The organism is Serratia sp. KH_031 (assembly GCF_057839655.1).
On sequence record NZ_CM174496.1, the window covers coordinates 3,070,341 to 3,082,964 of the forward strand.

Annotated in this window: 10 protein-coding genes; 4 read left to right on the top strand and 6 right to left on the bottom strand. The window is 51.2% G+C overall.

The window, feature by feature from the left end:
• Positions 1–81: 81 nt before the first annotated feature.
• Positions 82–2,361, bottom strand: coding sequence for an ATP-dependent Clp protease ATP-binding subunit ClpA (clpA, locus tag AC3ISQ_RS13800; protein WP_489347343.1), 2,280 nt, complete (start codon positions 2,359–2,361; stop codon positions 82–84).
• 25 nt (positions 2,362–2,386) lie between these two features.
• Positions 2,387–2,707 (bottom strand): ATP-dependent Clp protease adapter ClpS, encoded by a 321-nt coding sequence (gene clpS / locus AC3ISQ_RS13805; RefSeq protein ID WP_489347345.1) that lies wholly within the window; start codon positions 2,705–2,707, stop codon positions 2,387–2,389.
• A gap of 330 nt (positions 2,708–3,037) precedes the next feature.
• Between clpS and cspD the strand changes: the two genes are divergently transcribed.
• Positions 3,038–3,259, top strand: a complete 222-nt coding sequence (gene cspD, locus AC3ISQ_RS13810; protein WP_489347346.1) for a cold shock-like protein CspD — start codon at positions 3,038–3,040, stop codon at positions 3,257–3,259.
• Positions 3,260–3,436: 177 nt separating this feature from the next.
• On the opposite strand, the gene macB is transcribed toward cspD, so the two are convergent.
• Positions 3,437–5,383: a macrolide ABC transporter ATP-binding protein/permease MacB gene (macB, locus tag AC3ISQ_RS13815; protein ID WP_489347348.1), complete on the bottom strand. Its 1,947-nt coding sequence runs from the start codon at positions 5,381–5,383 to the stop codon at positions 3,437–3,439.
• Positions 5,383–6,450 carry a macrolide transporter subunit MacA gene (gene macA / locus AC3ISQ_RS13820; RefSeq protein WP_489353289.1) on the bottom strand — a complete coding sequence of 356 codons (1,068 nt, stop codon included), beginning with the start codon at positions 6,448–6,450 and terminating at the stop codon, positions 5,383–5,385. Before macA ends, macB begins: the two co-directional genes overlap by 1 nt.
• A gap of 227 nt (positions 6,451–6,677) precedes the next feature.
• On the opposite strand from macA, the gene AC3ISQ_RS13825 reads away from it, so the two are divergent.
• The gene (locus AC3ISQ_RS13825; protein WP_489347349.1) at positions 6,678–7,622 is read left to right on the top strand and encodes a VirK/YbjX family protein; all 945 of its coding nucleotides are present in this window, start codon (positions 6,678–6,680) and stop codon (positions 7,620–7,622) included.
• 43 nt (positions 7,623–7,665) lie between these two features.
• On the opposite strand, the gene AC3ISQ_RS13830 is transcribed toward AC3ISQ_RS13825, so the two are convergent.
• Complete coding sequence (locus tag AC3ISQ_RS13830) at positions 7,666–9,324, bottom strand: ATP-dependent endonuclease (RefSeq protein ID WP_489347350.1); 1,659 nt, start codon at positions 9,322–9,324, stop codon at positions 7,666–7,668.
• Positions 9,325–9,528: 204 nt separating this feature from the next.
• Here AC3ISQ_RS13830 and AC3ISQ_RS13835 point away from each other — a divergent pair, with 204 nt between their 5' ends.
• Positions 9,529–10,425, top strand: a complete 897-nt coding sequence (locus AC3ISQ_RS13835; RefSeq protein ID WP_489347352.1) for a LysO family transporter — start codon at positions 9,529–9,531, stop codon at positions 10,423–10,425.
• A 13-nt stretch (positions 10,426–10,438) separates the two neighbouring features.
• Here the strand turns inward: AC3ISQ_RS13835 and AC3ISQ_RS13840 are convergent, their stop codons facing one another.
• Positions 10,439–10,690, bottom strand: a complete 252-nt coding sequence (locus AC3ISQ_RS13840) for a hypothetical protein (protein WP_489347354.1) — start codon at positions 10,688–10,690, stop codon at positions 10,439–10,441.
• A gap of 230 nt (positions 10,691–10,920) precedes the next feature.
• On the opposite strand from AC3ISQ_RS13840, the gene hcp reads away from it, so the two are divergent.
• Entirely contained in the window at positions 10,921–12,570 is a 1,650-nt protein-coding gene (gene hcp, locus AC3ISQ_RS13845) for a hydroxylamine reductase (RefSeq protein ID WP_489347355.1), read from the top strand.
• Positions 12,571–12,624 lie beyond the last annotated feature (54 nt).

Sequence of the window (12,624 nt, forward strand, 5' to 3'; positions counted from 1 at the left end):
ATGACAATGCCTGGTATTTATAAATATTACCGATAAAAAAAGCGATGCCGAAGCATCGCTTTTTCTTTATATCAACCGGGCTTAATGCACGGCACCTTCATCCGCTTTACGCTTCTGCGCGCTGAGGAAGTGATAAGTCAGTTGCTGTTGATCTTTATCCAGCTCGACTTTCACTGAACCACCATCCACCAAGGAACCAAACAGCAATTCGTTAGCCAACGGTTTTTTCAGGCTTTCCTGCATCACGCGCGCCATAGGGCGAGCGCCCATCGCACGGTCATAGCCTTTCACTGACAGCCAATCACGCGCTTCGTCACTCACTTCCAGCGACACGCCTTTCGCATCCAACTGAGCTTGCAGTTCGACGATAAATTTGTCGACCACTTGCTGGATCACGGCTGGCGACAGATGGTTGAACCAAATCACGTTGTCCAGACGGTTACGGAATTCCGGTGTGAACACTTTTTTGATCTCTTCCATCGCGTCGGTGCTGTTGTCCTGTGCGATTAAACCAATGGATTTACGCTCAGTTTCCCGCACCCCGGCGTTAGTGGTCATCACCAGAATCACGTTACGGAAGTCTGCTTTACGGCCGTTGTTATCGGTCAGCGTGCCGTTGTCCATCACCTGCAACAGCAAGTTGAACACGTCCGGGTGCGCTTTTTCGATCTCATCCAACAGCACGACGGAATGCGGATGCTTGATCACCGCATCGGTCAGCAAACCACCCTGATCGTAACCAACGTAACCCGGAGGCGCACCAATCAAACGGCTGACGGTATGACGCTCCATATACTCGGACATATCAAAGCGCAGCAGTTCGATATCCAACGCTTTCGCCAATTGCACCGTGACTTCGGTTTTACCGACACCAGTTGGCCCCGCGAACAGGAAGGAACCGACCGGTTTACGATCTTGCCCCAGACCGGCGCGGCTCATCTTGATAGCTTCGGTCAGAGCTTCGATCGCCGGATCTTGCCCGAATACCAGCATTTTCAGGCGGTCGCCCAAGCTACGCAGCACATCGCGATCGCTCGCAGAAACGGTTTTCTCCGGGATACGTGCAATACGCGCCACCACCGATTCAATATCTGCCACGTTGACGGTTTTCTTACGCTTGCTGGCAGGCATCAAGCGGCTGCGGGCTCCGGCTTCGTCGATCACGTCGATCGCTTTATCTGGCAAATGACGATCGTTAATGTATTTCACCGAAAGTTCGACCGCCGCACGAACGGCCTTAGCGGTGTAACGCACATCGTGGTGCGCTTCGTATTTCGGTTTCAGTCCATTGATGATCTGAATGGTTTCATCCGGCGTCGGTTCAGTGATGTCGATCTTCTGGAAGCGGCGCGCTAATGCGCGATCTTTTTCGAAGATATTACTGAACTCCTGATAGGTCGTAGAACCAATCACCCGGATCTTGCCGCTGGAAAGCAACGGTTTGATCAGGTTAGCGGCATCCACTTGCCCACCGGAAGCGGCACCTGCACCAATGATGGTGTGGATTTCATCGATAAACAGGATGCTGTTTTGATCTTGTTCCAACTGTTTCAGCAGCGCTTTGAAACGTTTTTCAAAGTCGCCACGGTATTTGGTCCCCGCCAGCAGCGAGCCAATGTCCAGAGAGTACAGCGTGCAATCGGCCATCACTTCCGGCACGTCACCTTGTACGATGCGCCATGCCAGCCCTTCGGCGATAGCGGTTTTACCCACGCCAGATTCGCCAACCAATAGCGGATTGTTTTTACGACGACGGCACAATACCTGAATAGCGCGTTCTAATTCACGTTCGCGACCAATCAGCGGGTCGATACCACCCACACGAGCTAGCTGATTAAGATTGGTGGTGAAGTTTTCCATACGGTCTTCCCCTCCGGCCTGCTCTTCGTTTACCGGGTTCTCCGCATTCGGTGCCTGGCCCGGCTCGTCTTTACGCGTACCATGTGAAATAAAGTTCACCACGTCGAGACGGCTGACGTCGTGTTTGCGCAGCAGATACGCTGCCTGTGATTCCTGTTCGCTGAAAATCGCCACCAGCACGTTAGCACCGGAAACCTCGTTGCGACCAGAAGATTGCACATGGAATACCGCACGCTGTAATACTCGCTGGAAGCTGAGCGTCGGCTGAGTGTCGCGCTCCTCTTCACTTACGGGTAGCGTTGGCGTAGTTTGTTCGATGAAGGCTTCCAGCTCCTGACGTAACGCCGCCAGATCCACCGTACATGCCTCAAGCGCTTCGCGCGCGGCAGGGTTGCTCAGTAATGCCAGCAACAGGTGCTCCACGGTCATAAACTCGTGTCTGTGCTCACGCGCTCTGGCGAAAGCCATGTTGAGACTGAGTTCCAGTTCTTGATTGAGCATAAGCACCTCCCCAATTATCGCCTATTCAGGCTTTTTCTAGCGTACAAAGCAACGGATGCTCATTCTCCCTGGCATAACGGTTCACATGCTCGGCTTTGGTTTCCGCCACCTCGGCGGTAAAAACACCACAAATCGCCTTGCCTTGATAGTGGACCGTGAGCATCAGTTGCGTTGCGCGTTCAATATCATAAGAAAAGAACTTTTGCAGAACGTCAATCACAAATTCCATCGGTGTGTAATCGTCGTTGTTCAATATAACTTTATACATTGACGGCGGTTTTACCGCATCGATTTGTTTATCTTTGACTAAGTGTTCAAAATTTAGCCAGTCGTTGTTATTGCCCATTGCTGCTCATCTTCTCTGCGCTGTTTACTGATATGGGGACGGGTTCAAGTGTTTCAATAATTATTTTACCATCACTCAGGCCAGAGCGCCGCAGTGAAACTACTGTTGAGCTTTCGCTGCACACTAGCAAGATTTATGACCAAATAATGTCAATAGCGTTATCTGCATCAAATTTTAGTGAACTGCCCTAATCGGCTCCCGGCCAATTCCTTGACGTGATGATCATTTGCTCTAGAGTGTAAATTCATGAGCTGCTGGTCTTTTAACCAACTGCTAGCTCATCTGAATCAGTTATTCATCTCATTCTAAAAATATGAGGGATGCAGGAACATGGAGACGGGTACTGTTAAATGGTTCAATAACGCCAAAGGTTTTGGATTTATCTGCCCTGAAGGCGGCGGCGAGGATATTTTCGCTCACTATTCAACAATTAAGATGGACGGTTACCGAACGCTCAAAGCTGGCCAACAGGTCAGGTTCGACGTTCACCAAGGGCCCAAAGGCAATCACGCCAGTTTGATTGTACCGCTGGAAGTTGAGGCCATGGCCTGATATACCCTTCATTCTTCAAGCTGCATTTTTGTTGGCTACGCCCGCTCCCCCCAGTCACATAGTTATCTATGCTCTTGGGGACTCACGGACTTGCCGCCTCAATGCAACTCGAATTATTTTGGGTATATAATAAATTGATTAAAAAATGCCAGCCAGATAGCGGCTGGCATTTTTTATTTATTCCCGCGCCAAAGCATCTATCGGGTTGAGTCGAGCCGCATTGCGTGCCGGTAAGTAACCAAACACCACGCCGATGCCCGTTGAACACAGAAATGCGCTAAGCAACGCCGCCGGAGGGAAACTAATCTGCCAACCCGGCAACACCAACTGCACCAGCAAACCGATGGCAAACGACAAGGTAATCCCCAGCGCGCCGCCTACCAAACAGACCAGCACCGCCTCGATCAAAAACTGTTGCAGCACATCGCCAGAGCGTGCGCCGACCGCCATCCGAATACCGATCTCACGGGTGCGCTCAGTCACCGAAACCAGCATGATGTTCATCACGCCAATACCGCCGACCACCAGCGAGATCACCGCCACCAGCGTTAGGAACAGTTGCAGCGTGCGCGTGGTTTTTTCTGCGGTTTGCACCAAGCTGTCCATGTTGTAGGTGAAGAAATCTTTCTTGCCGTGGCGTAGCGTCAACAAGCGCGTCAACTGCTGCTCTGCTTCCTGACTGCTATAACCATCGCGAATACGCACAGTAATCGAATCGAAGTAGTCATTGCCCATCAGCCGATTCGCCATCGTGCTGTACGGCACCCAAACCGTCAGCGTTTTGCTACTACCGAACATCGACTGTTTTTCCTTCGCTACACCAACAATCGTGGCAGGCATATTGCCGACCAGAATCACTTCACCCACTACGTTTTTCTGATGAGGAAATAAACGGCGCTGGGTATTGGCGTCGATCACCACCGTCTGCGCCTGCGATTGCACCTGTAACCGATCAATGCCCACGCCTTGGGTAAAGCTCATGCCGTATACGCGGAAGAATTGATCGCTGACGCCGCTGACGTTAGCGGCAACATCCACATTACCGAAGCGCAGCCGCATACTGCTGCCAATGGTTGGCGACAAAGCGCTGACGTAAGGCTGTTCGCGTAGCGCATCCAGATCATCGTATTTCAATGATTGTCGGTAAGTCGGATCATCATCACCGTAGTCTTTGCCGGGATAGATATCGACGGTGTTGGTGCCGATGGATTTGATATCCGCCAACACCATTTGTTTGGCGGCATCGCCAATCACCAAAATCGACACCACCGAGGCAATCCCGATGATAATCCCCAACATGGTCAGCGCGGTGCGCATTTTGTTGGCGGCCATCGCGCGCCAAGCCATCACTAGCGCCTCACGGAAACGCCCCGCCATCTGCTGCCAAGACGGCGCTGGCGTTTTCAGTTCTAACGCCTTGGCCTGTGGATTGATCGACTTCTCCGGGCGTGAATCGGCGATGATTTCACCGTCGCGGATTTCGATGATGCGTTCAGCCTGCTTTGCCACTGCCGGATCGTGGGTAACGATAATTACCGTATGCCCTTGCTCACGCAGTTGCTTGAGGATTGACATCACCTCTTCACCGGAATGACTGTCGAGCGCCCCGGTCGGTTCATCCGCCAGTATTACCTGCCCGCCGTTCATCAGCGCCCGCGCAATACTGACGCGCTGCTGCTGCCCACCGGAGAGTTGGCTAGGGCGATAGCTAACGCGCTCACCCAACCCCAAACGCTGTAACAATGCCACCGCACGTTCACGACGGGCGTTTTTGCCAAACCCAGCATACACCGCAGGCACTTCGACGTTATGCGCCGCACTCAGGTGCGGTAACAAGTGATAACGCTGGAAGATAAAGCCAAAGTGTTCACGCCGTAGCGCAGCCAATTCGTCACTGTTGAGCGTCGCGACATCTTGCCCGGCAACGCGATAAATCCCGGCACTGGGTTTATCCAGACAACCGAGGATATTCATCAGCGTCGATTTACCAGAACCGGATGCGCCCATGATGGCGACCATTTCTCCGGCTTCGATACTCAGTGACACCTCTTTCAGCACATCGACCGTCTGTTCGCCAGACTGATAACTGCGACGAATTGCTTTAAGTTCTAACAACGCTGCCATCAGCTGGCCTCCACGCCGCCACGGCTGACAATCACTTCATCGCCGAGTTTCAGACCACTGAGGATCTGCACGTCGATATTGTTACGCAGGCCGATGGTAACTTCGCGCTTCTCTTCCTTACCCTGTTTCAATATCGAAACTTGATAACGGTTATCAGCGATCTGTTCGCCCAACGCGGTGAGTGGGATCACCTCAGCCTGTTTCACACCCGCCAGTTGAATATGCACCTGTGCAGTCATTTGCAAACGCAATAAACCTTGCGGGTTCGGCACTTCAAACCGGGCATAATAGAAGATGGCGTTATTGACCTTTTCCGGCGTTGGCTGAATATCTTTCAACACGCCGTCAAAACGTTTAGTCGGATCGCCCAATACCGTAAACCAAGCTTTCTGTCCCGGCTTTAGGTGAATAACATCCGCTTCTGAAACCTGCGCTTTCACCAGCATGATACTGAGATCAGCCAGTGTCAGGATATTCGGCGCCTGTTGTGCGGCGATCACCGTTTGCCCTTGCAAAGTGGTGATTTGCACCACGTCACCGTCCATCGGCGCTTCAATACGGGTGTAATTCAAGTTGATTTTAGCGGTGTCCAGACTGGCCTGATTCTTGGCAATCTGCGCGTTAATAGTGCCAATCTGCGCCTGCTTTACCGCCAATTCGGTAGAGGCTTTATCCAGGTCCTGTTTCGAAACCGCCTGTACTTTCGCCAATTGCTGATTACGTTGCAAAGTCACTGCCGCCAGACTGCGTTCAGCCTGCGCTTGTTGGAGCTGGGCGTGCAATTCGCGCAGTGTCGCTTCCACTTCTTTGATACTGTTTTGCGCCTGCTGCGGATCGATAACGCCAAGCAGTTGACCTTTTTTGACCTTATCGCCAATTTCAACTGTCAGGCTTTCCAACTGGCCGCTAACCTGTGCACCCACGTCAACTTTGCGCACCGCGTCGAGTTGCCCGGTAGCCAATACGTTTTGTTGCAGATCACGCTTTTCGACCTTTACGGTTTTGAAATCGAGCGGTGCCGGACGGCTGAATTGCCAAATTGCCAGCGCCGCGATCGCTACCAAGATCGTCAATATAATGATCCAGCGTCGCTTACTTCCTTTAAACCACGTCAATGTTTGTCCCTACCCATGTCAAATCTTAACAATGTGTAAATTATCACGCGCCGTAATAGATAACTAAACCTAAGTTCAACGCAAAGCACACAGCCGAGGGTTAGACCGCGATATTGAGCTACCGTTTAGTCTGAACTTGATGAAATACCTGCAACTAGAACCAAGGTAAGGATTTCATCATGTCACAGATCAGCTATCCACTCGTTTCCACCAGACCACTTAATGGTTGGCAACTGATGACCGCGCTGCTCAACGGCGATAGAGTGCCAAGTCACACTTGGAAAAAAACCTCATTTCGTCTGAAATTCCTCAGTCGTTCACTACTCAGTTGGCACGCCACCAGCAGCCTGATGGAGCAGTTAGCCACTAATCCGCTGTTGGATGAGATCTTGAGTGCACAACCTAACTTGCCTTGTAAGCTACACCGCCCTTATCTGGCGGCTAATATGAGCCGTATGGAATGTCTGTTTGCGCTACGCGATCACTACTTTCTGATCGCCCAGCATATGCCGTTGAAAATGCGTATCGGCCATTTAAGTGACAAATCCTTCGTCCTCAGCCGAATCAGCGATAAAAACGGTGAGCAGGTGACACTGGAGCTAGCGGCAATCGACAAGTTAAACAAAGAAGGTGAAACAACGTTGTTAGTGCGCAACGCTAGCGGTGTGATGCTGGCGGAAATCACCTTCGCGTTGATGAATTATCAACAGCAACCGACGCTGTTTATCGGCGGCCTGCAAGGTGCCAATAGCGGTGTGCCCCATGCCGAGATCCAAAATACTACTAAAGCCTGTCACGGCCTGTTCCCAAAACGGCTGGTGCTGGAGGGAGTTTGCGCGCTGGCTAACCATTTGGGCATGCAGCAGGTGATCGCGGTCGGTAACGGCAACCATATCTATCAAAACTGGCGTTATAAAAGTAAAAAGCAGGACAAACTGCACGCCGATTACGATCAATTCTGGCTCTCAATGGGCGGCAGAATGCTAGAGAGTGGTTATTTCCTGCTACCGACGCGGATCGCCCGTAAATCGCTGGAAGAAATCGCCAGCAAAAAACGCGCCGAATACCGCCGCCGCTATCAGTTGCTGGATGAGTTGGAGAGTGGCTTGGCAAAACATTTTTAATACCCAGTAGCCAACAATGCTGTGGCTTGAAAGATGAAAGGTATTAATCGGCTCGGCCACGTGCCAGCCAAATAACTCTTGAGAACATCTTCTTAAGCAGTGGCGGCACGGAATCGGTGCCCCATTCTCCGGCCTGCATCGCGACTTCTATCGCCAAGTCAGGTTTTGAAGAACGATGCACCGCTTTGATGATCACCTTACGCACCGGCATCTGCGCATTAGTCGGCACCGAAGCCACGCGGTGATAAACCGGGCTGAACCCTTCGCGGTACATGAAGTGTTCCATATCCGGCGCGGGTAGCGCGGTCAGGCGATCGCGTTCAATATCTTCATGATTAATTAGCGAACTGCGCACAGTATTGGCGTACTTTTTACCAGCTTCATCGCCATCCACCAGCGCATGCCATTCAATCCCCATACGGCGGGCAAAGTGTAGCAGCGGTTTCAGCCCGCATTGAGCGAACTCAATCACCCGCACTCCTTCCGCTTCGAAATGATAACCACATTGGCGCGCCAGTTCGTTCAGCATCCATACTTCGGTTTCCCCTTCCACCAGTAACCAACAACGGGCAAACAGTGATGAAGGGCGATTAAAGCGGATATGAAACGCAATGCGCCGACCATCTTCAGCTCCTAGCCCTTTCGGTCCTAGCCGATAAGTCGCCACTTTTCCCGATTCACGCACCAAACGACAGACATGTTCCACCGGCACTAACGACACCAATTCGCTAGAGTTAGTCGTCGTAATACGCTGCAAGGGTAATTGATTGATCAACCCCCACGCCACCGACAGCATGATCGGATGCAAACGAGTTTCCGGGTCTTCTACCAGCAACAAAGGCCGCGCATGAGGATCGAGCGTAACGTTGCCTTTGGCCTGCAATAAAGTCGAGAACATCCCCAGCAGGATCAGACGCATACTGCGGCTATTCGGTTCTGCAATCATGCGGTTAATGCTATCCAGCGAACGCCAGTTTTGGCTCTCTTCCTGCTGTCTGCGGCGGCGCGGCCCAGCAATTTGTGAGCCCTGCTCAGCAAAATAATGCCCCAGCAGTTGTTGCATCGCAGCCAAACCCTGTCGCATTTCACTGTTAGTCAATTTTTGTGGATTACGCACCAGCTCGCGCGTTAGTTGATCCAACTGTTTCGCCAAGGCTTCATTATCGACCGGTAAACGATCGCCCAATGAATTGGGGCGCAGACGGCGGATAAAGCGCGCATCGCGCAGGCGCAACACCGGGTGAATGCGGATTATAGAATGGGCGAGTTGGTCAATATGATGCAATTTTAATGGATTACCTTCCGCGTCGAGAAAAGTTCGCCAAGTACAGACCGTGCCATCGTCGGCCAATTCGCCTTCGCAGCGATAATGAATGCGGCTCAGGTTATCCGGCCCCTTGCTCCACAACGGGGATAAATGGCGGTAGCGCGGTAAATGCGCATGACCGACATCCTTTTCGCAAAACGAAAACAGAATCTGTAAATGATGTTCTTTAGCGGCTTCGTCGCCGGGAGGAAAGTGAAAATCATGGGCTTCGAAACGATAGAGCTTTTGCTCGGGAGCCAGTAACAGCGTCAGCGCATCCAGCAAACTGGACTTACCCCACGCGTTTTCACCAAGCAGCAGCGTATTGTCATCTAACATCAACGACAGACGGTTGATACCACGGAAACCTACGATCTCGATACGCTCTAAATACATCTGCCATCTCCCGTGCTTGCCGTTGCCATCCTAATGGCACTGAGCATGTGAAAAAACCATTTGCGGGTCAAGCGGGTATTCATTGCAAGGCGTAATTATGTTGATGAGTGAACGAGCTTTACTCCTGTTGCGGTTTTAGTTAGCGTGTTGAATACGCCGGACATCCGGGCGTCCCCCTCCGAACCCAAGGACACAAGCGTCACCATGTATTCAGGACTGCTGATTATTCTATTACCGTTAATTCTCGGTTATCTCATTCCGCTGCGTAGCAAAACGTTGATTCACACCATCAACCATTTGCTGAGCTGGATGGTTTACATCATTTTATTCTTTATGGGCATTAGTCTGGCATTCCTGGAAAACCTCAGCAGTAATCTGGTGTTGATCTTGAAATACACCGCCGGTTTTTCCCTGTGTATTCTTTTCGCCAATCTGGTGGCTTTGTATTGGTTGGATCGCAAACGTCCATGGCGTTCCGATCATAAACAGGAAAAACTGCCTTCGCGTCTGCACATGGCGTTAGAGTCGTTGAAACTGTGCGGCGTGGTGGTGATTGGTTTTCTGTTGGGTTTAACACAATGGCCTTGGCTGCAATTCGCCATTAAGGGCAGTGAATATGCTCTGATTTTCCTGTTGCTACTGGTCGGTATCCAACTACGTAACAGCGGCATGTCGCTACGTCAAATCGTGTTGAACCGCCCTGGAATGATTATTGGCGTCGTCGGTGGTGGCAGCGCATTGATCGGCGGTGTGCTTGGAGCCTTGTTGCTCGGATTACCGCTTAAAACTGGGTTGGCAATGGCTTCTGGCTTCGGTTGGTATTCCCTTTCTGGCATTTTGATCACCGATGCTTACGGCCCTGTATTGGGTAGCGCCGCGTTCTTTAACGATCTGGTGCGAGAGCTGGTGGCGATCATGCTGATCCCGACGTTGGTTATTCGCAATCGCTCGGCGGCGCTGGGTTTGTGCGGTGCGACTTCAATGGATTTCACCCTGCCAGTACTGCAACGCAGTGGTGGGCTGGATATGGTGCCAGCGGCGATCGTGCATGGGTTCCTGTTGAGTTTGCTGGCACCAGTGTTGATTGCGTTGTTTTCATAGACTCAATGAGCAATTAACGAAGTATTGAACTGATTATTGAAGCCAATAAAGTATCTTTAGCGGCTTCTTCTAAACACGCTAGGTTCTCGTTACTGGCTTTATTCGCTTCATTGATTGCGTCTTTTTCATCAACGGCTTCAATATCCAGTGCCAAGCGAGTGAAACCATGGCTGGTGAGTTGCTCACGCGCTTGTTGCCAAGATTCGGTTTTTGTCTCAAGTGCCACTGCGTGCCCATCTTTGACAAAAATGTCGAATTTTTTCATGTTTTATCTCCTATAAATTCCATGTTCCATAGAGGTGGTACCCTTACCAACAACCGTCGGTAACACTCTGTTATAAACGAAAATCAATCTCATCAAGCAGCTTTTCCCCCATTCAAAATTGCGCTAAATCAAACTTCCTTTAAGTTGCATTACAAAAGCCTTTTTAAGCATTGGTCGCTGCCCTATGCTTTAAACAAGCATTTAAAATGCAACTTAAAAAGGAAACGATTATGTTCTGTGTGCAATGTGAACAAACCATCCGTACCCCAGCAGGTAACGGCTGCTCTTACGCTCAAGGGATGTGCGGTAAAACCGCAGAAACCTCGGATCTTCAGGATTTACTGGTTGCGGCGCTGCAAGGGCTTTCCGCTTGGGCGTTACAGGCACGCGCTTTGGGGATTATCGATCATGAGATCGACAGTTTTGCCCCGCGTGCTTTCTTCTCAACGCTGACCAACGTTAACTTCGATTCTGACCGTATTATCGGTTACGCGCGCGAAACCATCTTGCTGCGTGATTCATTGGCGGCGCGCTGTCGTTTGCTGGATGCTTCGGTGTGTGTCGAACATCCCATGGCCTCTTTGCAACTGGCTGGCAGCGATATGTCGACCCTGCTGCAACAGGCGGCGCTGTTTGCTCTTAACACCGATAAAGCCGACGTTGGCGATGACGTGCATGGGCTGCGGATGCTGTGTCTGTACGGACTGAAAGGTGCTGCGGCCTATATGGAACACGCGCATGTACTCGGTCAGTTCGATGAGCAAATCTACACCGATTATCACGCCTTCATGGCCTGGCTCGGCACTCAACCACAGGATGTCGATACCCTGCTGAATAATGCGATGGGCATCGGCAAGATGAACTTCAACGTGATGGCAATCCTCGATCACGGCGAGACCCAAGCCTATGGCGATCCACAACCGAACTCGGTTAACGTGCGTCCAGTGGCGGGTAAAGCGATCCTGATTTCCGGTCACGATCTGAAAGACCTGCGTATGTTACTGGAGCAAACCGAAGGCCAAGGGGTAAACGTTTATACCCATGGTGAAATGTTGCCAGCGCATGGTTATCCAGAACTGAAAAAATTCAAACATCTGGTCGGTAACTACGGCAGCGGTTGGCAGAATCAGCAAACCGAATTCGCCAAATTCCCTGGCCCGATCGTGATGACCTCCAACTGCATTATCGATCCAAACGTCGGTAATTATGGCGATCGTATCTGGACACGCAGCATCGTCGGCTGGCCGGGCGTCAATCACTTGGATGGTGACAATTTCAGCCAAGTCATCACTCAGGCTCAAGGCATGGCAGGCTTCCCGTATACCGAGATCGAACATTTGATTACCGTCGGTTTTGGCCGTCAGGTGCTGCTAAATGCCGCCGATACAGTGATCGATCTGGTTTCGCAGAAGAAATTACGCCATGTATTTTTGGTCGGTGGTTGTGATGGTAGCCGCGATGAACGCAGCTACTTCACCGATTTCGCCCGCGCTATTCCACAAGATTGCCTGATCATGACGCTGGCCTGCGGCAAATATCGTTTCAATAAGCTGGACTTCGGTACTTTGGAAGGTCTGCCGCGCCTGCTGGATGTGGGCCAATGTAACGATGCCTATTCAGCCATCATGCTGGCCGTCAAACTGTCGGAAAAACTTGGCTGCACGGTGAACGATCTGCCGCTGAGTCTGGTGCTGTCTTGGTTTGAGCAGAAAGCCATTGTCATTTTGCTAACGTTGCTGTCATTGGGTGTGAAAAACATCGTGACCGGTCCAACCGCACCGGGCTTCCTGACCGACAACCTACTGGCGATCCTCAACCAAAAATTCGGTATGCGTCCAATCACTACTGTTGAGCAAGATCTGCAAACCATTCTCGGCTAATACTGCTTTTTCGGGGCTGCTACGGTAGCCCCGTTTGTTTGATTTTGAGGTGCC

Coding starts and splice junctions, on each gene's coding strand:
- clpA (WP_489347343.1), bottom strand. CDS start 2,361: ATGCTCAATCAAGAACTGGAACTCAGTCTCAACATGGCTTTCGCCAGA.
- clpS (WP_489347345.1), bottom strand. CDS start 2,707: ATGGGCAATAACAACGACTGGCTAAATTTTGAACACTTAGTCAAAGAT.
- cspD (WP_489347346.1), top strand. CDS start 3,038: ATGGAGACGGGTACTGTTAAATGGTTCAATAACGCCAAAGGTTTTGGA.
- macB (WP_489347348.1), bottom strand. CDS start 5,383: ATGGCAGCGTTGTTAGAACTTAAAGCAATTCGTCGCAGTTATCAGTCT.
- AC3ISQ_RS13825 (WP_489347349.1), top strand. CDS start 6,678: ATGTCACAGATCAGCTATCCACTCGTTTCCACCAGACCACTTAATGGT.
- AC3ISQ_RS13830 (WP_489347350.1), bottom strand. CDS start 9,324: ATGTATTTAGAGCGTATCGAGATCGTAGGTTTCCGTGGTATCAACCGT.
- AC3ISQ_RS13835 (WP_489347352.1), top strand. CDS start 9,529: ATGTATTCAGGACTGCTGATTATTCTATTACCGTTAATTCTCGGTTAT.
- AC3ISQ_RS13840 (WP_489347354.1), bottom strand. CDS start 10,690: ATGAAAAAATTCGACATTTTTGTCAAAGATGGGCACGCAGTGGCACTT.
- hcp (WP_489347355.1), top strand. CDS start 10,921: ATGTTCTGTGTGCAATGTGAACAAACCATCCGTACCCCAGCAGGTAAC.